Source organism: Rhodoligotrophos appendicifer (assembly GCF_007474605.1).
Classification (GTDB): Bacteria; Pseudomonadota; Alphaproteobacteria; order Rhizobiales; family Im1; genus Rhodoligotrophos; species Rhodoligotrophos appendicifer.
Map to the genome: position 1 here is coordinate 339,055 of NZ_VHKL01000006.1, position 23,047 is coordinate 362,101.

Here is a 23,047-nt window from a genome sequence, read left to right on the forward strand (position 1 = left end):
TCGGGGAGGAAGGACGGAAGGATCATGAAGGGTGCGGTCACGGTCGGGTCGCATAGAAATCGAGGGTTTTCTTCAGACCCTCGTCGATCAGAACCCGCTTATGATCTGGATTCTCCCGATAAAGAAGGTCATCATCGAACTCGGTGGTCAGCCAGATTGCGTCTCCGTGGCAGCTGAGCTGAGCGTCTGGTTTATATTTGCGGATCGCCTCGATAATCTGCTCGACGGTGGTCACATCACCCTTCATGGGATAGACTCGCGAGCCGGGTTCGGCATCAAGACCCATTTCGACGACCTCCGCGACTTCATCCACATAGACGAAGCCGGAACGTCCCGCGAAGGGAATGACGTATGGCGTATTTTGCGCCGCAGCCCGGCACGCAAGGCTGATTCCGGCGCTCGGGCCGCCCTCGCGGCCCGGCCCGTAAATGACCAGCGGCCGGATCCCTGTGCTGCTGATACCGTGATCTTCCCAAAAGGCCCGCGCGGAACCTTCGCCTGCGAGCTTGAAGGCCCCATAATGAGTGGCGGGGTCGGGATAAGCGCCGTGGCTCTTGCTGTAGACCCCGGCAGAGCTGGTATAGACAACCCTCTGGATCCCGTGACGCAGGGCGGCATCAAAAACATAGAGCGTGCCCATGAGGTTGATCTCGGCACCCCGGATCGGATCAGCGCGGCAAACGGGCGTGAGGACGCCGGCGATATGGGCGATATGGGTGCAGCCGCGGACCGCACCGTCGACCATGGTCCTGTCGCTGACATCGCCCACTATCCACCCGATCCCGTCCACGGCCTCGCCGGCGATCGATCGGGCAAGCGCTCGGTCGGCATTGGTATCGAGCACCCGCACATCCGCGCCTCTCGCCAGTAGCCTCTTGATGACGAATGCACCGAGAAAACCACCGCCTCCCGTCACCAGCACCCGCATTTCCTCTCCCCATCCCATCGCTGCCAATATGTCTGCACAAATTTTCTATAGTATCAAAATTGAGCCAGAGGAAGAGGCCGGCAGATCGCCAAATGCAGAATTTGCCGCCAAAATACGGTGCATGGACCAAATGGTCTTGTTCTTGAGGGTGCGTCTGGAGTGTCCATGCGCTCTCAAGACTTGTACGGATAAAAATTGACAGTTAGAGTCACATTGAGTATCGGGGGCCAAAACAAAAAGCGCTGCCTCGGTCCAGAAGAGCGCCCAATCGGAGGATGAAATGAAATTCTCGACAATACCGTTTGCCAGCGAGCACATGGACCTTCCCTCGGTCGCGCACATGACGCAGATATCGCGGTTTGACGAGATCAATCAGATCCTTCTGTCGTCGAATTTCATTCAGGGCGGCTTCACAGAAGCACGTGAGCGGCTCATCACCGACACGCTCATCACCGTCGATGGAAAACGACATTCGCGCCGGCGCGGCATTCTGAGCCGGATCATGAATGACAGCCATATCGCAGCCATGCGCGAACAGTTTCTCAATCCGGTGATCAGCCAGACGCTCACCGCCCTCGCGGACTCGGTGGGGCAGAAGGATGGGGTCCTGAATGCCGATTTGGTGCCCCTGGCCCAGCGCTGCATCCAGCGGATCGCGGCCGCAGTTGCCGGCATCGATTGCCGGAACGACGCTGAAACCACGGATCGGCTGGTGACTCTGGTGAAGAGAATTGGCGCCGGCGTCCAGGTGGAGTTTTCCACCCAGCCGGCCGCGAAGGTGCTGAGTGACGCCCAGATCGCGCAGCAGGAATTTTATGATGAATTCTTCAAGGCCTCCTATGACCGCCGGACCGCTCTCGCCGACGAGGTGAAGCAAGGCAAGCGGGAGCCCTCCGACTTGCCCAAGGACGTGCTGATGCAGACCATCCTGCATGACACGGACGCTTGGGATGGCGATGACGGCCTTCCGCTGCGCGAGATTTGCCTGTTCCTGGTAGGCGCATCGGCGACCACCACCGGCAGTCTCATCCTCCTGTTCCTGAGACTGGAGGAATGGTTCGAGGAGCATCCGGAGGACCGCGCGCTGATCGAGTCCGATCCTAACTTCCTCAGGTCGGCTGCATTTGAGTCCCTACGCCTGACTGTCGGAGCGCCGGCGCGCGTTCGCATTGCTCTTCAGGATGTTCAGCTGGCGAGTGGCCGCGAGATTAAACAGGGCGAGAGCGTGGCCCTGCTTCTGATCCCCGCCAATATGAGCAAGGATCGCTTCGGTCCGGATGCAGACAAATTCAATCCTCACCGCGATGTAGGCAATCTTGCGCCTTGGGGGCTTTCTTTTGGCGCAGGCGCCCATGCCTGCCCAGGTCGCCCACTGGTCGTCGGCAATCGAAGCATGAAGGCGCGCAATGAGATAGACGGCAGCCTTGTCTCGCTCGCGCGCGGTCTCTATCGGGCCGGCATCACGCTGGACGAGACACGGCCCCCGGTGCCCGAAACGGCGACCCACTACAGCGCATTCAAGGAGGTGCCGATCAAGTTTACTCGGATCGATGTCTTGCGAGCCGATTCAGATCGTCACGAAGCGGTGGGATGAGCTCGTCCACTATGCAGGCAGGCATTGGATTCGAGCGAATGGGAGGGGTCGATGTTAAGTGTCATAGTGACTGATAGTGAAAAGGATCAGACATCCGAGGTTGCGGTTGGCGAAGACACGCCTCTGATGTACGCGCTCCGCGATGCAGGCCTCCCCATCGAAGGCACGTGTGGGGGGTATGCATCTTGCGGGACGTGCCATGTGTATGTCGCGCCCGACTGGATCGACCGTTTGGATCCCCTCGAGGAGGTCGAACTCGAGATGCTCGAATTGCTCGACACATACAAGCCGGACCGCTCGCGCCTAAGCTGTCAGATTGTTATGAAACCGGAATGGGATGGTTTGGTCGTGGAGCTCGCTCCTGAATGCTGACCGAGTTAATTCCCTGAATAATTTAGCTTTCCTCGGCCTCAACCGGGGCCGCTATAGCTGGGCCCATGCCCGCGCATGGGGACCAGGGCGCTGCGAATGAAATCCATGACCGCAGACCCGTCCTGTTTGAATGCCCGCGTCTTGACCGTTACAATTCCTTGCGTTGGTCGGGACTTCGACGTCCGCTTTTCCAGAACCTCGGACTCCGCATAAAGCGTGTCTCCCGGAAAGACCGGCCCTACGAGGTTGATTTCCTTCCAGCCAAGATTGGCGATGGCCTTGCCGCTGACGTCATTCACCGTCATTCCCAGAACGATCGCAAGACTGAGGCCGCTGTTGACCACTGGCTGGCCGAACTCGCTCTTTTCCGCATAAGCCCTGTCACAATGAAGGGGATGCATATTCATCGTCATGAGCGAGAAGTTGATGTTGTCCGATTCAGTAATCGTCCGGCCGGGGCGATGCTCATAGATGTCGCCGACTTCGAAGTCCTCCAGATACCGTCCGAACGGTGTCTGGGACCGACGTCCCTTGTCTTGCAGGGTTGGTGACATGTTCGCTTCCTCTTAATCTTGAATCTTTGCAGGTCGACGGCAGTCCTGGATGGGTCATGGAGACAGAGATCCACAATACTGGGCCGTTGCCTCTCCAAGTGTCGGCTCCTTCCAGTTGGGCGACGCTCGTTCATTTCGAAACCGGATCGCAGGGGCGAGATGCTTTCTCCCCAGTTCGTCGGTGTGAAGTGTTCCGAAAGCTTTTGCCTGCGGATCATCGAAAGCTTCGGGCAGGCTGTTGACGGGCGCGAAGCAAATGTCGCGGCCCTCGAACCAGGCTGACCACTGAACCAGGGTTTTCTCCCGGAATTTCTCGCGGAGAAATGCGACGAGCGGCGCCTGATGTGGCCCTGGACCCATCTCGCACAAGGAAACAAAGTCTGGGCGTCCGAACGCATCAAGGAGGTTTCTTACGAATTTGATTTCTTGGCCGCCCAAGACGAGGTGCCGTCGATCGGCCGTTTGATAAACTTGATAGAAAGCCGAACCGCCGAGCGAGCGCTCATTCTCGACCACCGGCTGTAGGCCTTCGGCGAAAACCGAGCCCACAATGTTGGGACACGCCGCGAGGATCGAAGCCTGCATCGAAATGTCGAGGAAATCGCCTTGTCCTGTCCGCTCGCGGCGGTATAGCGCCATGAGAATGCCGGATAGTCCTTGGAGGGCGCTCAAGAGGTCGGCGGCCGGCAGTCCCGGGATGGCGGGGGTGCCATCGTGACCGAGATTGATGCTCAAAATCCCTCCCAGCGCCTCGGTCGCGAGGTCATGCGCCGGGCGGTCCCGATAGGGCCCCTCTTGTCCAAATGCACTAATAGAGCAGTAAACGAGTCTCGGATTTCGCCGCGCAAGGCTTTCGAAATCGAGTCCTAAACGTGCCATGACCCCTGGTCTGAACGCTTCGACGAAAACATCCGCACGATCCACAAGCCGCAATAGCGCCAGCCGCCCGACTTCCGTCTTGAGATCGAGCACGACACTGCGCTTCCCCCGGTTGAAGTTTCGAAAAAACACTGTGCTGGGGCCGTCGCGTTTCCCGATTTCTCGTGCAGGATCGCCGATGCCGGGCGCTTCCACCTTAATCACCTCAGCCCCGTGATCGGCAAGGGACATGGTGAGATAGGGACCTGGCAAGAAAACTGAGAGGTCCACGACCCGGAGGCCTGTCAACTTCATTATTGGCTCTAACTCATGCCGGCTTTTCCCGCGACAACGGAAGGCCTCAATATCCAGGAAAGACTTGTACGTATAAGTATGGCGAGTTAGGAACGTGGTCAAGCTGTGAACGCGACAGGACAAGACGCGATGACACTGGAATCGATCGTGATTGTGGGTGGGGGGCAGGCGGGATTTCAGACGGCGGCCTCGCTTCGGCAGGAAGGTTTCGGAGGCCGTATAGTTTTGGTGGAGGCGGAGGGAGGGCTGCCTTATCAACGTCCGCCCCTGTCCAAAGCCTATGTCCAGGGCAAAGTCGCCGCCCAAAACCTGTTGTTTCGGCCGCAGAAATTCTTCGATGATAACCGCATCGAGATCGTGAGCGGGCGGGCTGAGGCACTCGACCGGACCCGCCGCCAAGTTCTTTTGGTGACGGGTGAAAGGCTCCATTATGATCATCTCGTCATCGGCGTCGGCGCATCGGCGCGCAAACTTCCTGTGGAGGGTGTAGACCTCGACGGTGTGTTCGAGCTCCGGAATCTGGCGGATGCAGACTCCCTCTTGCCAAGTTTGAAAACCGCGGGTCACGTGGTGGTGATCGGTGCAGGTTTTATCGGCCTGGAATTTGCTGCCTGTGCTCGGACGATGGGGGCTGAAGTCCATGTCGTGGAGACAGCCTCAAGGCCCATGGCCAGGGCGGTGTCTCGCGAGATGTCGGACTTCATGGTGAATGCTCATGCGCGCCGAGGGATCGAGCTCAGCCTGAATGTGGGGATCTCTCGTATTCAGGGCGCCGCTGGCAGAGTTTCTGCGGTCGAGTTGACCGATGGCCGGACCCTGCCGGCTCACGTGGTTGTGATCGGCATCGGAGTGGCACCCGAGACTCGACTGGCGAGTGAGGCTGGCCTCCATATTGAGAACGGCATCAAAACCGATGCGCATCTGTTGACGTCGGACCCGACGATTTCGGCGATCGGCGATTGCGCATCCTTCCCCTGCGCCTATTCGGGTCAGCGCAGGCGGCACGAATCCGTTCAAAACGCCACGGACCAAGGCCGCACGGTCGCATCGCGACTTGTCGGGAAAACCGAGCCCTATGGTGCCCTGCCGTGGTTCTGGTCGGACCAGGGCAGTCTCAAAATGCAGATGGTGGGCCACTTTGATGCGCAACTGCGCGCGGTCGTCATGCCGAGTGCCAACGAGGACGCTTTCACTGCTCTTTTATTCAATCAGGATCGGCTGGTGGCAGTGGAATGCGTCAACCGTCCGGGCGATTTTATGGCGGGACGCAAGCTGATGGCTCGCCAGCATGACCTGAAACCTGTCGATGCCCTGCGCTCTGGCTTTAGTCTGCGCGATTGGGAGGGGCAGACAAGGGATAGGCCGTGAGCGATCTGGAGATCGGGGAACTCCCCAGGATGCAGAGGGCCTCTTGAGCCGGCGCAGTTGACCGAACAACTCTATGACACAATGATGCTCCCTGGATGAGCCGCGACAGGTGAAGCCGATGGCAGCCCGCAACGCACGGCTGGAGAAAGGAAGAAACCGCATGGCGCAGGTCAGTGCGCAGGGCCGACAGAGCAAACCGATCAACATTCCCCGATACCGCAGCATCGTGAATGTTCTTCGGCAACAAATCATATCCGGCACGCTGAACGTTGGTGAAAGGCTCCCCACTGAAGATGATCTCTGTCGCCAATTCGATGTCAGTCGCCACACGATTCGTATCGCACTGCGCGAACTGCGGGGCGAAGGCCTGATCGAGTCCCGCCAAGGCGCGGGCTCAACCGTCTTGAGACGCTCGCCTCCCCTCACCTACACCTCCTCAATTTCCAGCTTGGAAGAGCTCCTGCAATACGCGACTGAGGTCCGCTATGAGGTGGCCAAGAGCGGCATCGTCGTTGCGGATAACGATTTGGCGAACCGGCTTGGATGCGCCGTTGGCCAACGCTGGTTAAGACTGGAGGGTGTGCGGATGAAGCCTTCCCAGGAAGATGCGGTGTGCTGGACGGAAGTCTTCGTTCATTCTGATTATGCCGGCATCGGACTGATGATCGGCCGTCGATCGGGAACGATCTATTCGTGGATTGAGGAAATGTACGGCGTCCAGGTGGGCGAGGTCCGTCAAGTTCTGCGCGTTGAGCAGATGCCAGATGACCTCTGCGCCGTCTTAGCCTGCGAGACTGGCAGTCCAGCGGTCGAGATTTCGAGGTTCTACCGCCTTTTAAACGGCGATCTCGTGGAGGTCGCGTTCAACATCCATCCTGCAGACCGGTTTAGCTATGAAATGACGCTCCGAAAGCGAGGCACCGGGGACAGCGTGAACGCCGACAGCCCGTCGCTGACTTGATCCATCGGCTGCGTTTCTTCTGGCAGGTGCGGCATCGCGTTGACTCAAACTGCGGCTGAGAGCGGCCGGGATGGCTCGTCCGTCCAAATCCCCAAAATGCGCCTGAGAAATGTTTATATTTGTGCTTACAAATTTTCCAGTTTCAATTGACACTTTTGTAATCGGCTGAATAAAGTAGCCGCCTCTGAGGAACAAAAACAATATGTACGCATATGTTGGCTGGAGCCACCTTGCTGGGCTGCGGACACGACAACGCGCATGTAAGGAGGGGAAATTCGATGCTGTCTCGACGTAAGATCATGGTGCGCGGCCTTTCCGTTGGCCTGATGGCTATGGGACTACTTGTCCTGCCCTATGGGCAGGATGGGTGGGCGCAGGACAAGACGCCGATCAAGATTGGGCTGGTCGCCAGCCTGAGCGGACCTTTGGCAAGCGTGGGTATCCCGCAGCGTGATGCGGTGACCGCCGTGGTCAACAACATCAACTCGCAAGGTGGAATTGGAGGCCACGCCATTGAGCTCGTCGTTTTCGACGACGGCACTAATCCGACGGAGGCCGCCAGGGGCACCACGGAGTTGATTCAGCAGGACAAAGTCGTTGCGATCGTCGGTCCTACCAGCGGCAGCAACGCCCTCGCTCTGTCTCCTGTCGCCGCCCGCTTCAAAGTACCGGTCGCCGCCATGGTGGCCAGCGTTCCAGTGATCTCCAAGAAGAATAACTTCTATCCTTGGGTGTTTCGCGGACAGCCTGACGACAAGGTGACAACCTCCACAATGCTGCAGAATCTGGCCGACAGCGGCGTCAAGCGCATTGGTGTCTTCTATCAAGAGGATGCCTATGGAAAGTTCACCGCAGACTTCGTCTCGGAAGTGGCCTCAAAATACGGTCTCGAAGTCGTCGACATGGTCAATTCGAGCTTGACCGCAACAGATTTGACGGCCCAAGCCACAAAGCTCCGCAATGCCGGCGCAGAAGCAGTCATCGTCCAGGTCTCACCCCCTACCCTTGCGGCCTCCTTTGCCCGCGCCGCCAAGCAGGTTGGCCTGAAGGCGCCACTTTGGGGGGGCATCGGCTTCGGCCAAAAGGCGTTCGCCGGAGCGCTCGGGAAAGACGGTGATGGCATCAGGGCCATGTTGCTCGGCAACTGGGACGATCCAGCGCCCGATCTGAAGAGGCTGGCAGATCTTTTGGCCGCCAACGGTAAGACGCCCGCAGGATTTCCAGAAATATCGTCAACCAACGCTCTGCTGCACGTGGTGAAGGCGCTCGAATCCGACCCATCGGCTACCGGCGAGACGCTTCGGGCGGCAATGGAGAAAGTCTGTAATCTGCAGACTTACGCCGCATCCACCGCGTGCTTCTCTGCGGAAGACCATAATGGATGGACGGCTAAGGCCCTCGTTCCTGCTGAAATCCAATCGGGTAAGTACGTGACGTTGAAGTGATCGACCGTCGCTGCAATTGAAGAATTGACCTCAGCCCATAATCCTCAATCGGGAATGCGAGATGATCGAGTTTATCATCCGGGGACTGGTCATCGGGCTGAACTATGGCCTGCTGGCGATGCCGCTCAGCTTACTCTTCGTGGCGACCGGCACCGTCGATTTCGCGCTGGGGTCCTACGCCGTGCTTGCGGCGGGGACCGCCTTCGTGGTGGGTGGAACCTTCGGCCTTGGTTTCGGTGTGCTTGCCGCAGTGGCTGCTGCGTGCTGCATCGGCCTGGTTTCCGAACTGTTACGGCGGCGCGGCTCCGGAGATCACTTGGCGCTCGTCTTGGCAAGCTTCGGATTCGCTGTTTTTCTCCAGTCGCTCGCCCTTTCGACACTTGGTAAGGACCCGTTTACGAAGAATCTCTTCGATGTCTATTGGCAGATCATGGGGATCTCGATTTCTCCCCAGGCCGGCATCAACCTCGTGGTGGCATTGACGTTTCTCGGCCTCCTGATGTTGGTCTTGTTCAAGACGTCTCTGGGACGGTCGATCCGTGCGGCCGCAGTGAACGCCAAAGGCGCAACCTTGGCAGGCGTGCCTGTCGAACTGGTTCGGTTCTTCACCTTCGTGGCCGCAGGCATCCTGTCGGGCGTTGCTGGGCTGCTATACCTCTACACATTCGGTCTCGATTATTCTGTCGGCATGGACCTCACCTTGGCCGGCTTCGGCGCGGCGGTCATCTTTGGGATTCACAGTCCCCTGCGCGGCTTTTTTGGCGGTCTTGCAATCGGGATTGTCGAAGCTTTGTCGACCGCCTACGCCCCCAATGACCTGACCATTCTGATCCCTCTCGTCTTCATCTTTGTGATCTTGATCATGAGGCCGGCGCAGATCGGGGCGGGGGGCCGGGCATGAGGGACCCGACCTTTGCGGGCCGCGTTTGGCGGCTCTTGCGCCACCCGGCTATCATCCTCACCATTGCTGTCGCTGCCGCCTGCGTATTGATCGGCGGGAATCTGGTTTGGCTCAATGTCTCTACATTGATGGCCGTCTTCTCGCTCATTGCTCTCTCGGTTGGAGTGACTTACGGCCAAGCTGGAATTTTGTCGGTGGCGCAGGGGACATTCGCGGCGCTGGGAGCATACGCCACCGCGATCCTAACCTTCCATTATGGCTGGTCGCCTTTTGCAGCTCTGCCCGTCGCGATCCTGTTCCCTGCCCTCTGCGCCTATTCCGTCGCCTATCAGGTTGTCCGCCTGTCGCCGCTCGCATTGGCAATCGCAACACTGCTGTTCGGCAAGATTGTCGACGTCGCGCTGAGGGCCGGGGGAGACTTCACCGGCGGCTATATCGGCATGTCGGGCATCCCGCCACTGGACTGGTTTGAAGCGCCCGAGGCCTTCAACATCGTCGCCTGGCTTTGCGTGATCATCGTCGTGGTGTTGTATTCGAACGCCATCTCTGGAGCGTTCGGCCGTGCCGTGCAGACAATCCGCCATGACACGTTGCGTGCGAGTGCGGATGGCATCAACATTCGTCGGATCCAGACCCAAATGTTCAGCCTGGGTGCAGCAATCGCCGGGCTCGCCGGATGGCTTTACGCTCACTATACCAGCTTCATAAGCCCAGATTCCCTTGGGCTGCACGTTTCGATCAGCGCACTGTTAATGGCAGTGGTGGGTGGCTGCCGTTATGTCCTCGGACCCATTGTCGGCGCCGTCCTGCTGACTTTGATCGTCAAATATGTGCCCGGGCAGGAAGTGCAGGGAATGTTCTACGGCGGCGCATTGACACTCGTTCTGCTGATCGCACCTGCTGGGATCGTCGGTGCACTGGTAAGCCTGTCTAAACTGCGCGTCGCCCCGATGTCGCGCATGCAGAAAATCCGAGATGTGAGGGATTTGGCGCGATGACCAGCACCATTGCGTCCTCGGCCTCCCCGACGAAGCTGTCGACCATGACGTCGACGGGCCCTGCTCCGGCCCATGAAAAACCCGACACAAGATCTGGTATTCACATCAGCAACCTTGAGGTTCGGTTCGGCGGCATTTGTGCTCTCCGCGATGTCGAGTTGCGGCTTAGGCCAGGAGATATCCTCGGCTTGATCGGCCCCAATGGCTCAGGCAAGACCACCCTCTTCAATGCAATTACGGGCTTCGTGCCCATTACGTCGGGTTCGGTGACGCTGGACGGTGTCGATCTTGGCAGCATGCAACCGTACAAGCGCGCCCATTTCGGTGTTTCCCGCACCTTTCAGACGCCCCGCATTGATCCCGATCTGACAGTTGAGGATGCCGTCATGTGCGGCTTTTACCCTTCGGAACTTCCGGGCATGTTCGCAAGTCTGCTGGGTCTCCAGCACGTGACGGGCTCCGAAGCGAATTTGCGCCGCAAATGCATGGACCTGCTGTCACGCCTTGGCCTCTCCGAGGTCGCAAAGAGCTGCCTCGGCGCGCTGCCTTTGGGCCAGATGCGGCTCGTGGATGTCGCACGCTCCATGGCCTCAGGCTCACGCTACCTGCTGTTGGATGAGCCTGCAGCCGGTCTCGCAAAATCCGAACAGCGACGGCTTGTTGACACGATCCGGTCGCTCGCCGCTGACGGCGTTGGAATCCTGTTGGTCGAGCATAATTTCGCGATGATCAGCGAGCTGTGCGAGAGGGTTACAATACTCAATCGGGGTGAGATTCTTCTGCATGGTCCTCTCCAGGAGCTTCGAAACCGGCCGGAATTCATCGAAGCCTATCTCGGAAGCAGCGGCAAATCTGGCGACGGCGCCCCTGTTCCAAACGCGCCCGCCGTGGCACCGGATGTGAGGGCCGGCGCGGAAGCTGCACTCGAATGTTCAAACCTCTCCGCCAGCTACGGCCCCATCCAAGCCTGCTCCGGGATCGATCTCAAGGTCGCGCCAGGAGAACTCCTCGCGGTGATCGGTCCAAATGGGGCGGGCAAAAGCAGCTTGCTCGGCGCCATTATCGGCTTGGTTCGCAACACCGGATCGATCTCCTTGCGGGGAAAATCGCTCAATGGACTGAAGGCTCACGATCGCGTTGCTGCCGGCTTGGGTTTTGTTCCAGAAACGCGCGGCAACATTTTCGCGCCGCTGACGGTGCGCGAGAACCTGCAAATCGCAACGCAGCCCTTCTCTGGTGGCGAGCGCGCGGCGATCTATGAGTATCTGCTCGATCTGTTTCCAATTCTGTCTGAACGGATGCAGACAGTCGCCGGGATGCTGAGCGGCGGTGAGCAGCAGATGCTGGCGATCGCCATGGCAGTCGGGCGTAAGCCCACCGTCCTCCTGCTGGATGAACCGTCACAAGGGCTCGCACCGACCATCTACGATGCACTCGAGGATGTGTCGGCGCGGCTTTGCCGTGATGGCATGAGCATCATCCTGACCGAGCAGAACCTTCCCTTCGCCGCCCGGGTGGCGCATCGCTTCATTGTTCTGACCCATGGACACGTCACCGGAGAGGGTCCCGTCTCCGAGCTTTCGGATCCAGACTTGATTATCCGCCGATACTTCCCCGACGAGCGCCTCTAGGCGCCGTCGCTGTAAAGGAGTGAGAGGTGACATCCGAGGACCCGGTTAGAGAGATCTTCAGCATTCCGCATGGCGCCTGCGATTGTCACACGCATGTTTTTCCGGATCGTGCACGGTATCCTTTCGTCAAGGAGCGCAAGTATACGCCCCCACCTGCAAGCTGCGAGGATCTGAGGCTCCTGCTTGATGAACTCGGGCTTGAGCGGGTCGTCATCGTCCAGCCGAGCGTTTATGGCGCCGACAATTCCGCAACTCTCGCCGGGATTGCCGAACTGGGCCGCGCGAGGGCGCGCGCCGTCGCGGTCATTCAGGAGGACACACCGCAGGACGAGATGGAGCGGCTTGCCCTCGCTGGCGTCAGGGGCATCCGGATCAATTTCGAGCTGAGCGGCGAGGCCAATCACGAGCGCGCTGCCCGTCATCTGGAGACGATGGCCGAAAAGATCGCGCCATTTCTTTGGCACATTCAGATCTATGCGCAGCTGCCGCTCATCGCAGCCTTTATCGATACCCTCCGGACCATCCCCGTACCAGTCGTGTTCGACCATTTCGCCGGCGCCCAGGGGCCAGGCGGCCTCGATCAGCCGGGGCTCGCCGGTGTCATCGGCCTGCTGCGCGAGGGGCGGGCCTATGTGAAGCTCTCCGCCGCCTATCGCCAATCGCGTCAGTTGCCCTTTGCGGATCTCACGCCCATCGCCACAGCTTTCATCGAAGCAAATCCCGATCGAATTCTATGGGGCAGCGATTGGCCTCATCCAGATCCTCACCGTGGGCCCGGGAGCAGCCATGAGGACGTCTCGCCGCCGCTGGCCGTCAATGATCGGGAGGTCTTCACCTTACTTGGGCAGTGGGCGAAGACGCAGTCCGTTTACGACAAGATCCTCCGGGACAATCCGGCCCGGCTCTACGATTTTTGAGCCGCTTCATTGATGCTGAAGGATGAAAAATTGATGGGCAAGCGCATTGTCATTGTGGGGGCGGGTGCCGTCGGAGGCTATTTTGGTGCCTATCTGACCCGTGCCGGGGAAGACGTTATCCTCATCGACCCTTGGCCTGAGCATGTGGAGACGATCCGTCGCCAGGGCCTGTCGCTCACGGGGATGACCGACGAGGAAACCATGACAGTGCCGCTCAGGGCGCTGCATGTGACCGAGCTACAGGGGCTTTCACGGGAGAAGGCAGTCGATATCGCGATTATTGCGACCAAGTCCTACGACACGGCCTGGGCAACCCTCATGATTGCCCCCTACCTTGCTCCCGACGGGTACGTCGTATCCGCCCAGAATGGCATCAACGAGGAGCGCATTGCCGCAATCGTCGGCTGGGGCCGCGTGGTCGGTTGCATGGTGGGCAACAATTTTACCGTGGACTTATACGAGCCGGGCCAAATCCGCCGGACGATGCCGCGCAGCCCTTCCGTCTACAGCTTGCAGGTGGGAGAGGTTCACGGCCGCATCACCCCTCGGATCCGCGAGTTGGAGAAGATCCTCGCGGCTGTGGACACCATAAGCGTGACCACCAATCTTTGGGGGGTCCGGTGGTCCAAGCTCTGCGTGAATGGGATGCGGAACGGTGTTTCCGCGGCAACCGGCCTCGGCGGCAATGCGCGCGATGCCCACGATCAAATCCGGAAGGTCGTCATCCACCTTGCCGGCGAAGCGGTCAGGGTGGGCGAGGCCTTGGGCTATGAACTCGAACCGTTTCTGAGACTGGAACCCAACCAGTTTCTTCGAGCCAGCGACGGCGATGCTCAGGCCATGGCGGAGGTCGATGCGTCACTGCTCGCCGGAACCAAGGGCTCGGTCCGCAGCAACCTTCAGCGTCCATCCATGGCACAGGACATGGAGAAAGGCCGGAAGACTGAAATTGATGAGATCAACGGTTTTATTGCCGCGAAGGGGGCGGAAGTCGGCATCAGCACACCCACTCATGCGGCACTGACCCAAATCGTCAAGGACGTCGAGCGTGGTGTCTTGTCCGCCAAGCCTGAGAACTTGTTTCCGCTATTGCCCTGACCCACCGACGGATGGCCTCGCAGCGACTCAGCCAACACAGCGCCGGAAAATAGATCCATGCCTCTCGAACAGTTCAAGGGCTTCCTGCATCCCGCGGAGATCGTCGACGATCCGGCCTCGATCGAGAGCTACGTGAACGACTGGCGGGGCATCCACAAGGGACAAGCCCTATGCGTGCTGCGTCCATCCACTGTCGAGCACGTTTCAAAAATTGTGACTCTCTGCGGCGAGCAAGGTGTGGGGATCGTTCCGCAAGGAGGAAACACTGGATTAACAGGAGGCTCGACGCCCGACGCATCAGGACGCCAAATCATTCTTTCGACCCGCGGACTAAAACGCATACGCGCCCTCGATCCGGTGGACATGACGGTCGTTGCCGAGGCGGGCGTGACGATCACCGAACTTCAGGCGGCGGCTGACGCTGCCGGCACACTGTTTCCCTTGTCATTCGCAGCCGAGGGCAGCGCAACCCTTGGCGGTGCTGTGGCCACCAACGCCGGCGGCACGGCCGCTGTCCGCTATGGTAGCGCCCGCGACCTCCTTCTGGGACTTGAAGTGGTCCTGCCCGATGGCCGGATCTGGAATGGCTTGCGACGGCTGCATAAGGACAATGCTGGCTATTCCTTGCGTCATCTCTTTGCGGGCTCCGAGGGCACCCTTGGGATCGTCACCGCAGCCGTGATGAAGCTTGCCGCGAAAGCCGAGACGCGCGCGGTTGCCTTCTGTTCGCTGAAAACGGAAGCGGACGTCGCCAAGTTCTGGACCATGCTGCAAGCTTCCGGCGACGGGAGCATTCGTGCTGCGGAATACATCTCGGGGGCGAGCCTCGCCTTGGTGACCTCCGTAATGGGGCTGCGCTCACCCATTGCAGAAGACAACCATTACATATTGGTGGAGCTGCACTCCCCGCGTGCGGATGCTCAGCTCATGTCTCTTCTGGAATCCATCCTGAGTAACGCCTTGGCGGAAGGCATCGTGACGGACGTGGTGATTGCTCAAAGCGAACAACAAGCCAGGGATTTGTGGAGACTGCGCGAAGATCAGACGGAAGCACAGAGGAGATCAGGGCTTAACCTGAAACATGACATCGCCGTGCCCGTCTCTCTCGTAGGGGAACTTCTCACACGCAGTCGCGCGGCCCTGAGCAGAGATTTCCCGGATCTCCTTGTTGTACCCTTCGGGCACCTTGGCGACGGGAACATTCACATGAACGTCATCCTGCCGCAAACAATCTCCGCCAGCGCCGCAACGACGCTGGAGAAGAATGTTGCCGAAATCATCTATGGCATCGCGGAGTCTTTACAGGGCACCTTTTCCGCGGAACATGGCATAGGCACCTCTAAAATAGAACTCCTTCAGAAGTACCGGTCAGATGTGGAATTAGACCTCATGAGGAGAATTAAGTCGACACTGGACCCATTCAACATCATGAATCCTGAAAACTTTTACATTATAAATCAGTTCATTAACGAGAATACATTAAGGCGATCCCGCTCATCAGCCCTCTCCAACTTCGATACGGTCGAAAGATTCACGTTGCGAACTTAGAGGATAGCAATGGGAGTGATGGGACTGCCAACGCCCCCTTTAATACGCAGCGGTGCAATGACCAGCTGGAACGCATTTTGGCCGGACTGGGCGAGTTCCTCCAGGTCGAAGAGTTCGGCGAGATAGACGCCGTTTTCCCAGGTCAGCTTCAGATGCAGGGGCACCGCTGTCGACGGGTCATGCGAGGGCAGAACTTCCACGGCGACATTGTCTGCAGCCACGAGGGCAAAGCCCGCTTCGAGGATCAACTCGGCACAGTCATGATGCAAACCGGTGCACCGCATTACATCGCCCTGTCCGCGCCGCCAGGCGGACAGCCATCCGGTCCGGACGAGGAGAGCATCACCGGGTGCGGGTGCCACGCCGGTCCGCGCGATTGCCGCCTCGAGCTGGTCCCGCCTGATCGCCTCGCCCTGCGGATCGGTTTCAGGAGAGGCAAGATCGACGAAGATCCCCCGCGTCACGATCGGCGCCAGCTTGTCGATGCCGCACCGCTTTGCGCCCCGGCTTGTGATGGTGTTTGAGGAGAAGCCGTTATAGATCAAGCCCCCGCGGCAGACGTGGCTCAGCGCATCGATATGCGTGGTGCCATGAGTGGCGAGCATGATCACATCGTCGGCAAATCCGAAGCCATAGGCCTCGGGCAGGCCCGCTGCATAGTCTCCCCCATCACGGGTCATGAAGTGCTGGACCGGCGAACGCATAGGCGGGACCGGCCCCTGCTTTCCAGCTTCGATCTCGATGGCCAGGGAGATCACCTGGCCAGTCCTGACACTGGAGATTCCGCGCAAGGTCGCTTCAGCGTCGATGAGATTGCGAGCCCCCGCCTCGTCCTCCGCCCCCCACCGTCCCTGCATGCCGATCACGTCTCGATGACCTCGAAATGGAAATCCGTGATCCTTCCCTCTCGCTGCTCCTTGAAAATGGCCCGCACCCGAGGCCTCTTCAGCAAGATCTCGGCGGCCGCGTCGATATCGGTGAGGTCGACGCCCGTGATGTAGTTCAGCACCGCGGTGTCCGCCCCGTCCAGAGTGACGTAGCCGAGGGTAAAGGGCGGATCCGGCAGCCCCGGAAACTTGGTCCCGATGATGGAGAACACCTCGAGCACCCCCTCCGGTCCCGTTTCGACCCACTCCGTGGCGGCGACGTAATCCGCATCCGAAAACCCTCGCGCCGGCACCATCACCTGGCCCGAGACGGGATTGCGCGTGCCCATGATGCGGCGATTGTCCCGGATTTCCGCAAAGAACCGCGTGGCGGCGTCACCGGCAAAATAGCGATACTCGAAATTCCAGGTGCCCGGAATGATCAATGGTGAATGAGGCTCGTCCATGGAAATCACCTTTCAGGGGCGGTCAGCGCCGAGCACGACGGCAGTTGAGAACTGCGTAGCACCGCCCTGCCCCGTCGACAGGGTTCGGCGGACGCCGTCGACCTGGCGGGCGCCGGCCCGCCCACGGACCTGAAGGGCAGCCTCGGCAATGCGGATCAGAGCGGTCGCGCTCACAGGATTTACGACCTGCGGGCCACCCGAGGGCTGAATGGACAATCCCGCTGTCCCCGCGATCGCCCTCTCGGTGAACCCGACGCAGTCCTCTTCTTCACAAAGGCCCAGCGCCATATAGGCCATGACCTCGGAGCTCGCGAAAGGCGCCTGAATTTCGATCAGGTCGAGCTCCCGTGCCGGATCGGTGATGCCCGCATCCTGATAGGCCCGCTTGGCCGAACGTTCGAGGGTGATCAGCTTGACGAGAGATCCTTCCGGCCGGTGAAAGCGGTCGCCCATGGCATAGGTATCGGAGAGCCCGCGAGCCCCCAGAACCCAGGCGGGCTTCCGACTGCCCACGAGCGAAGCATCGGCAAGGACGACCGCGCAGGCGCCCTCGCTGGTCGGACAGGCTTCCAGTCGATGGATCGGCCATGCCAGGATCCCCGATGCCTTGACCTGCTCCGCCGTGAAGGCCCGTGGACGTTCGATCGTATCATTGTTCAGGGAGGCCGCCGCATTTCGCGCCGCGAGCCCGGCCCAGTGATCGAGGGTGAAGCCGTAATTCTGCATCAGCATCGTCGCGCGCAGGGCGACCATGCTGATGGTGCTCATGCTGATGTCTTTCTCGTAGATGGGGTCGAAGATCGAATTGAAGATCTGCTGCGCCGTGACGGCATGGCCCATCCGCTCGACGGCCACCACCAGCACGACCTTGGCGCGCTTGGCTGCAATCCAGGTGAGACCGGCGAGAAAAGCCGAGGATCCTGAGGCGCCCCCGGTATTCACCCTGAAATAGGGCTTTCCGGGCCGGGCGATTGAGGCGAGATCGATGTTTGCAATCCCCGCAAGCGCATCGGGCGCCACGCTGCCGACGATGGCGTCGACCGCATCGAAGTCGAGATCCGCATCCGCAAGGGCTGCGAGGACGGCCTCGCGCACCAGTTCTGCAGTGTTCTTGTCCGAATGCTGACGCCGGTACATGGTTTGTCCGACCCCGATCACGCCAATGGGCCCGCTCATGCTGCCTCCAGGATGACGGCCGTGGTGGTCTGGCCGCCGATGGCGCCGTTGCCTGTGGCCAGCGCCAGTCGGCGGGAGCCCGCTGCGAACGTGGCGCCGTCTCGTAGCCGGCGGAAGGCTTCCACACATCGCACGAGCCCCATGGCTGGGTAGCACCACCCGGCCCCGCTCCCTCCCGACGGGTTGACACGCGGGTCCGTTGCATAGGCACCAAAACCTCGACCGGCGGGGCAGAGGCCGAGCGCCTCCAGGGCGATGACTTCATCCGACAGCATCATGCCGTCGATCTCGAAGACCCCGATCTCATCCAGGCGGGAATTCGATTGCGTCATGGCTGTCCCTGCCGCCGTTCGCAAGGCGGGGAGAGCGAGAAGGTCGCGCGCACCGATCGCGGCGATATCCGTCCCATGGCCGATCCCGGCGACGCGGATGCCGCCTGGCGCCCGCCCGATGATTGCGGCCGCGACGATATCGGCCAGCGGCGGGCGCTCATCCTCCTTCAGCGGATAATTCGACGGAAGCCGGCCGCCGGGTTCGCGCAGGGCATGAGGGTTCGCCTCGACACGGGCCCGTCTGGCCTTGAGGGCGTCCATGCGCGCCGGATCAGCGCCATGCTCCGACAGATATCGCGACAGCCGGAAGGCAGAGATGTCCGCCTCCCCGATACCGAAGGGTTGTTCGGTGAACGGATCCATGGAGCTCTGCGACATCCACGGGAAGCCGCCTTCGCTGGCGCGGCCCCAGGCGGCGACGACGGAGACCTCCGATTCACCCGCTTCCACCCTCGCCGCAGCGAATGAGAGCGCTGCAAGTCCATCCTCCGACAGGCGGATTTCGTCGCGCAGATAGGCACCGGCGGCAGGCGCGGTCACCATGCTCGACAGAGATCGCCCATCGATCAGATCATGGGCTGCCAAGACGACGGAGTCGGCCTGGCTGATCGACATCCCGGCATCTGCCAAGGCTGCCGAAACGCCTTTGAAGATCAGATCCGTGAGGCTCAAGCTGCTGTCCGCCCAGGATATGGCGAGCGACGCGCCGTAGACGTAAGCTGAGGGAGGTTTATCCATGCCCGAGCCCCTCGAGCCGATGACCAAAGATAAGCAACCCCGACACCTCCCGCTCCGATGTTTTGGTCATGCGGTGCTCGCTGTGAAACCGCCATCCACATAGATGGTTTGCCCATTGATATAACTTGCCGCCGGCATGGCCAGGAACGCGACGACCCCCGCCACGTCCTCGGGCTGCCCCCATCGCCGTGCGGGCACGGTCGCGGTGACCCAGTTTTCGAATTCGGCGTTCGAGGTTCGGCTCATCTCGGTCACGATGAAGCCGGGCGCAACCGCGTTGACCCGGATTCCGGTGCCGGCAAGGTCGCAGGCCAGCGATCGTGTTAGGCCATCGATGCCGGCCTTGGCTGCGATATAGGCGGAGAGCCGGACGCGGGCCGTGCGGCCGACGATTGAGCTCATGTTGATGATGGATCCCCCGCCGCGCCTCTGCAGCAGCGGAACCGCTGCCTGCGCCAGAAAGAAGCTCGCCGTCAGGTTGGTGTCGATCACCTTCTGCCAGGAGCTGCGATCGGTCTTCAAGACGGGCTTTGCAATCAGCACGGCAGCATTGTTGACCAGAATATCGAGGCCGGCCACCGTCGCCTCGATCTCTCTCATAAGGCCGGCGACATCCTGCTCGTTCGTGATATCGCAGACATGGGCGGTGGACCGCATGCCCCTCTGCTGCAGATCTTCGGCGCGGTCTTTGACCGTGTCGTTGCGATCGGCGAGAACGACCCGAGCGCCGAGATGGCCCAACTCCTCGGCAATGGCGAGGCCGATTCCCTGCCCAGCCCCGGTCACGAGGGCGATCTTGCCGGCCAGGGAGAAGCGAAGGTTCTCAGGCAGCGCCATCTCATACATCCACGATGGTGATGGCGCTCATCGGGCAGGCATCGGCTGCCTCCTGCAGCTCCTCTTCGGTCCATCGCCCCGTCGCGTCGAACACCGCCTGCCCCGTCTCGTTGCGATGGAATGCGCCGGGTGCGAATTGCATGCACATGGCAACCCCTGCGCACTGGTCCAGGGATATCTCTGCGCGCACCTTCTTCGGGCCCGGCATCATCGTGGCCGTGCCTTGACATGAAGGCTCTGCAGGCTTCGGGAGACCACGGTCGGGTTGTAGAGGAGTGTGTCGTTGAGCGTCTCGATCGTCTCGAATGCCTTGGTGAGATAGCTGAGCACCTCCTGCACCTCGATTCTCGCCAGCGGCGCGCCGAGGCACGTGTGGATGCCCTGGCCGAAGGCTGCGTGCCGGTTCGGGTTGCGTCCGATGTCGAGCCTGTCGGGATCGTCGAAGCCCTGGGGGTCGCGATTTCCCGCATGCTGCATCAACAGCATTCGATCACCCTGCTTGATGCTCTGCCCGAAGAATTCGAAGGGCTCCTTGGCCCATCGGCCGAGCCCCTTGATGGGACCGTCGAAACGCAGGATCTCTTCCGTCGCGCTTTTCTCCAGGGACGGATCCCGATAGAGCCGGTCCCACTGATCGGGAAACTGCTCGAAGGCGACCACCATGTTCGCGAGCAGGTTCATGGTCGTCTCGTGCCCTGCAAACACCATGAGCACGGCGTTGGCGATCACGTCCTCTTCGCTCAATCGGGCGCCGCTGTCGTCATTCGTCGCGAGCCGGGTCAGGAGGTCGTCCTTGGGGTTCTTGATCCTGTCGCGAATGATGGGCCGCAGGAAGTCGACGAGCTTGCGCATCGCCTGCTCGCCCTTTTCGAGCCGGTCCTGTTCCTTGCCGCGCATGAAGATGACGGCGCCGAGATCCTCCGACCAGTCTCGTACTTCGAAGCGCGCCTCGGGCGGCACACCCAGGAATTCTGCAATGACCACGACCGGGAGGGTAAAGGCGAAGGTGCCGAGGAAATCGACGGCCTCCCCGGCGCGGAGCGGTTCAGTCAGCTCACGGACCAGTTCCTGCACCCGCGGACGCAGCACCTCTACGCTTTTAGGCGTGAACGCGCGGTTCACGACGAGCCGCATCTGGGTGTGAAACGGCGGATCTTTCCACACAAAAAACCGGGACAGGAATTGGATCAGCTGTTCGAAGGTCGAGGCCGAACGCCGCATTTCAGCGCCGAAGGGGCCGGAAAACCGATCGGAAGACAGGCGATCTGAATCGCGATAACCCGCTATGACAGCATCATAGCCCGTGACGATCCAACCGTTCCAACGGGGGTTCCAATACACAGGATGGACTTCACGCAAACGGCGATAGTATTCGAACGGACGATTTATAGCTTCGTCTGAGAGAAGATCATCCAAATTTTCTCGGCTCTCGGCTACCGACGTGGACATTGTGCCACCTTACCATTTAAAAAATCTGCATAATCAACGTATCTATGCCTCTGAATTCTGTCAACATTACTGTTGATTATCGTTCGCAAGCTTCTTTGCCCGTTGAATAATGGGTGACGAGGTCTGCAGCGCAACGCAGGCATTTTCCAGTCGCGGCTCGATGGCCAGCCCCTCGCGGATCCAGGAGCCGTCGGCCTTCTTTTCCGGGGTGAACTCCGACTTTTCCCTCATCCTCAGGAAAACTGAAAGCGTATGCGCAGCGCCCAGATCCATGATCAGCGTCATGAAGTGCGTGCAGCCGCGGGTTTGTCCCATGAGCTCGATTACCCGCTTGCGAAATCCTGGTCCGATGCGCGTGCCGACCATTTGCCGGACCGGCTCGAGGCTGGCCGCACATTCCGGATGCGGGTGATAGACGGCCACGGGCTCGATGCTGACGATTTCCAGGGACGGCAAGGCGAGCATGCCTGAAATCCGAAGGGAATGGATCAGTTCCACCCCCTCGCTCGAGTGACACTTGTCTTCGAGGGCCAGGACGAAGCTGGCACGGTCCTCCGCGATCTTCTCCACGTCGAGTGACTTGGAGCGCTTGGCAACACGCGACATTATGGGATCTCCCTGTTGCGGTGACGCGTTCAATGCGGAAAGGGCCACAGGCGAAAGAAGCGTTCCGCCTTTCGATAGAGATGGGCAAGACCGCGCGGCTGGTAGACGAGGAACAGGATGATCGTCGCCCCCAGCACCACGTTGACCATGGGAAAGGCGATGTCGAGGCGCGACCCCGGGAGATAGGTCGCAAGTTGCGGTCCGACGATGGTCAGGCTCTCTTGCACGAGCCGCAAGGCGATCGTGCCGAGCACGGCGCCCAGGATCGAACCCATGCCTCCGACGATGAGCATGCCAAGGAACCAGATCGACTGGAACAATGTGAACTGCTCGAAATGCACGAGCCGGTTCTCGTAAGCCAGCAACGCCCCGGCAAGCCCCGCGAAGAACGACGCGACCCCGAAGGCCAGAACCTTGTATCGGGTCACCGGGATACCGGTGACCTCTGCGGCGAGATCATTGTCCCGGACGGCAATGAAGGCCCGCCCGACGCGGCTCCGGAGGATGAAGAGCGCAACGAAAGTGGCGGCGATGACGAAAGGCAGGACGAAGAAATAAAAGCTCACGGTATCGTCGATGCGATGGCCGAAAATGACCGGCGGTGCCACGGGGATGCCTGCCGCACCGCCGAACCATTCATCCGGCAGCCTCACGACGCTGAACTCGAAGACGAACTGGGCGGCCAAGGTCGTCAGGGCGAGATAGAAGCCTTTGATCCGTGCCGCTGGCAGGCCGAAGATGACCCCCACTCCGGCAGCGCCGAAGGCACCGATCGCCAAGGCGGCGGGAAAAGGCAGTTGCAGTTTCGTCGCCGCGACCGCCGCGAAATAGCCTCCGATCCCCATGAACGCGGATTGCCCGACGCTGACCTGGCCTGAGATGCCCACCAGGATCTGCAGCCCGAGAACCGCGATGATCGTAATCCCGGTGATCGTCATGAAGCGCAGCCAGTCCAGCGGGAGCACCACAGGCGGCAAGAGGAGCGCGATCAGCCCGGCAATCAGCAGCAGCCACTGCATGCGTGTCCTGATCAGGCTCATATCGTCGGTATAGGTCTCGGAGAAAGATCCGCAGGCGCGATACATGTC

The 23,047-nt window shown here is 60.3% G+C and carries 23 protein-coding genes; 11 read left to right on the forward strand and 12 right to left on the reverse strand.

Translation table 11 applies throughout. From position 1 onward, the window contains the following. Positions 1 to 37 precede the first annotated feature (37 nt). Positions 38 to 928: an NAD-dependent epimerase/dehydratase family protein gene (locus FKM97_RS15615; RefSeq protein WP_144293409.1), complete on the reverse strand. Its 891-nt coding sequence runs from the start codon at positions 926 to 928 to the stop codon at positions 38 to 40. A gap of 280 nt (positions 929 to 1,208) precedes the next feature. Here FKM97_RS15615 and FKM97_RS15620 point away from each other — a divergent pair, with 280 nt between their 5' ends. Further along, on the forward strand, positions 1,209 to 2,522 hold the full coding sequence (locus FKM97_RS15620) for a cytochrome P450 (protein ID WP_144293353.1): 1,314 nt from the start codon (positions 1,209 to 1,211) through the stop codon (positions 2,520 to 2,522). A gap of 51 nt (positions 2,523 to 2,573) precedes the next feature. Beyond that, on the forward strand, positions 2,574 to 2,894 hold the full coding sequence (locus FKM97_RS15625; RefSeq protein WP_144293354.1) for a 2Fe-2S iron-sulfur cluster-binding protein: 321 nt from the start codon (positions 2,574 to 2,576) through the stop codon (positions 2,892 to 2,894). Positions 2,895 to 2,932: 38 nt separating this feature from the next. On the opposite strand, the gene FKM97_RS15630 is transcribed toward FKM97_RS15625, so the two are convergent. Together FKM97_RS15630 and FKM97_RS15635 are read right to left on the reverse strand one after the other, a co-directional pair. Beyond that, positions 2,933 to 3,448 carry a MaoC family dehydratase gene (locus FKM97_RS15630; protein ID WP_144293355.1) on the reverse strand — a complete coding sequence of 172 codons (516 nt, stop codon included), beginning with the start codon at positions 3,446 to 3,448 and terminating at the stop codon, positions 2,933 to 2,935. A 54-nt stretch (positions 3,449 to 3,502) separates the two neighbouring features. Continuing rightward, positions 3,503 to 4,621: a CaiB/BaiF CoA transferase family protein gene (locus tag FKM97_RS15635; RefSeq protein WP_205015057.1), complete on the reverse strand. Its 1,119-nt coding sequence runs from the start codon at positions 4,619 to 4,621 to the stop codon at positions 3,503 to 3,505. Positions 4,622 to 4,750: 129 nt separating this feature from the next. Between FKM97_RS15635 and FKM97_RS15640 the strand changes: the two genes are divergently transcribed. The 9 genes from FKM97_RS15640 to FKM97_RS15680 all read left to right on the forward strand — a co-directional run bounded on the left by FKM97_RS15640 (position 4,751) and on the right by FKM97_RS15680 (position 15,488). Continuing rightward, positions 4,751 to 5,989 carry an NAD(P)/FAD-dependent oxidoreductase gene (locus tag FKM97_RS15640; protein WP_144293356.1) on the forward strand — a complete coding sequence of 413 codons (1,239 nt, stop codon included), beginning with the start codon at positions 4,751 to 4,753 and terminating at the stop codon, positions 5,987 to 5,989. Positions 5,990 to 6,149: 160 nt separating this feature from the next. Beyond that, the gene (locus FKM97_RS15645; RefSeq protein WP_170240931.1) at positions 6,150 to 6,950 is read left to right on the forward strand and encodes a GntR family transcriptional regulator; all 801 of its coding nucleotides are present in this window, start codon (positions 6,150 to 6,152) and stop codon (positions 6,948 to 6,950) included. 278 nt (positions 6,951 to 7,228) lie between these two features. Further along, entirely contained in the window at positions 7,229 to 8,395 is a 1,167-nt protein-coding gene (locus tag FKM97_RS15650) for an ABC transporter substrate-binding protein (RefSeq protein WP_170240932.1), read from the forward strand. 61 nt (positions 8,396 to 8,456) lie between these two features. Beyond that, positions 8,457 to 9,296, forward strand: coding sequence for a branched-chain amino acid ABC transporter permease (locus tag FKM97_RS15655; protein ID WP_144293359.1), 840 nt, complete (start codon positions 8,457 to 8,459; stop codon positions 9,294 to 9,296). Further along, positions 9,293 to 10,294, forward strand: a complete 1,002-nt coding sequence (locus tag FKM97_RS15660) for a branched-chain amino acid ABC transporter permease (protein WP_144293360.1) — start codon at positions 9,293 to 9,295, stop codon at positions 10,292 to 10,294. The genes FKM97_RS15655 and FKM97_RS15660 overlap by 4 nt, the downstream gene beginning before the upstream one ends. Next, positions 10,291 to 11,925: an ATP-binding cassette domain-containing protein gene (locus tag FKM97_RS15665; protein WP_144293361.1), complete on the forward strand. Its 1,635-nt coding sequence runs from the start codon at positions 10,291 to 10,293 to the stop codon at positions 11,923 to 11,925. Before FKM97_RS15660 ends, FKM97_RS15665 begins: the two co-directional genes overlap by 4 nt. Positions 11,926 to 11,951: 26 nt before the next feature. Continuing rightward, on the forward strand, positions 11,952 to 12,842 hold the full coding sequence (locus FKM97_RS15670; RefSeq protein ID WP_144293362.1) for an amidohydrolase family protein: 891 nt from the start codon (positions 11,952 to 11,954) through the stop codon (positions 12,840 to 12,842). A gap of 33 nt (positions 12,843 to 12,875) precedes the next feature. Further along, entirely contained in the window at positions 12,876 to 13,940 is a 1,065-nt protein-coding gene (locus tag FKM97_RS15675) for a ketopantoate reductase family protein (RefSeq protein WP_170240933.1), read from the forward strand. A 132-nt stretch (positions 13,941 to 14,072) separates the two neighbouring features. Further along, positions 14,073 to 15,488 (forward strand): FAD-binding oxidoreductase, encoded by a 1,416-nt coding sequence (locus FKM97_RS15680; RefSeq protein WP_170240934.1) that lies wholly within the window; start codon positions 14,073 to 14,075, stop codon positions 15,486 to 15,488. On the opposite strand, the gene FKM97_RS15685 is transcribed toward FKM97_RS15680, so the two are convergent. The 9 genes from FKM97_RS15685 to FKM97_RS15720 form a co-directional block, all read right to left on the reverse strand. Further along, entirely contained in the window at positions 15,485 to 16,345 is an 861-nt protein-coding gene (locus tag FKM97_RS15685) for a cyclase family protein (protein ID WP_205015064.1), read from the reverse strand. The two genes, FKM97_RS15680 and FKM97_RS15685, sit on opposite strands and share 4 nt — an antisense overlap. A 5-nt stretch (positions 16,346 to 16,350) precedes the next feature. Continuing rightward, a complete protein-coding gene (locus FKM97_RS15690; RefSeq protein ID WP_144293365.1) occupies positions 16,351 to 16,821 on the reverse strand; it encodes a Zn-ribbon domain-containing OB-fold protein in 471 nt (156 codons plus the stop codon). Between the two features lie 12 nt (positions 16,822 to 16,833). Beyond that, positions 16,834 to 17,997 carry a thiolase C-terminal domain-containing protein gene (locus tag FKM97_RS15695; RefSeq protein ID WP_170240935.1) on the reverse strand — a complete coding sequence of 388 codons (1,164 nt, stop codon included), beginning with the start codon at positions 17,995 to 17,997 and terminating at the stop codon, positions 16,834 to 16,836. Further along, positions 17,994 to 19,067 carry a thiolase C-terminal domain-containing protein gene (locus FKM97_RS26340; protein ID WP_170240936.1) on the reverse strand — a complete coding sequence of 358 codons (1,074 nt, stop codon included), beginning with the start codon at positions 19,065 to 19,067 and terminating at the stop codon, positions 17,994 to 17,996. Before FKM97_RS26340 ends, FKM97_RS15695 begins: the two co-directional genes overlap by 4 nt. A gap of 66 nt (positions 19,068 to 19,133) precedes the next feature. Beyond that, positions 19,134 to 19,904, reverse strand: a complete 771-nt coding sequence (locus FKM97_RS15700) for an SDR family NAD(P)-dependent oxidoreductase (protein WP_170240937.1) — start codon at positions 19,902 to 19,904, stop codon at positions 19,134 to 19,136. 1 nt (position 19,905) lies between these two features. Then, complete coding sequence (locus FKM97_RS15705) at positions 19,906 to 20,115, reverse strand: 4Fe-4S domain-containing protein (RefSeq protein WP_144293368.1); 210 nt, start codon at positions 20,113 to 20,115, stop codon at positions 19,906 to 19,908. Further along, the gene (locus FKM97_RS15710; RefSeq protein ID WP_144293369.1) at positions 20,112 to 21,353 is read right to left on the reverse strand and encodes a cytochrome P450; all 1,242 of its coding nucleotides are present in this window, start codon (positions 21,351 to 21,353) and stop codon (positions 20,112 to 20,114) included. Before FKM97_RS15710 ends, FKM97_RS15705 begins: the two co-directional genes overlap by 4 nt. A gap of 66 nt (positions 21,354 to 21,419) precedes the next feature. Next, positions 21,420 to 21,959: a DUF2889 domain-containing protein gene (locus FKM97_RS15715; RefSeq protein ID WP_144293370.1), complete on the reverse strand. Its 540-nt coding sequence runs from the start codon at positions 21,957 to 21,959 to the stop codon at positions 21,420 to 21,422. 29 nt (positions 21,960 to 21,988) lie between these two features. Next, positions 21,989 to 23,044 carry a branched-chain amino acid ABC transporter permease gene (locus tag FKM97_RS15720; RefSeq protein ID WP_144293371.1) on the reverse strand — a complete coding sequence of 352 codons (1,056 nt, stop codon included), beginning with the start codon at positions 23,042 to 23,044 and terminating at the stop codon, positions 21,989 to 21,991. Positions 23,045 to 23,047 lie beyond the last annotated feature (3 nt).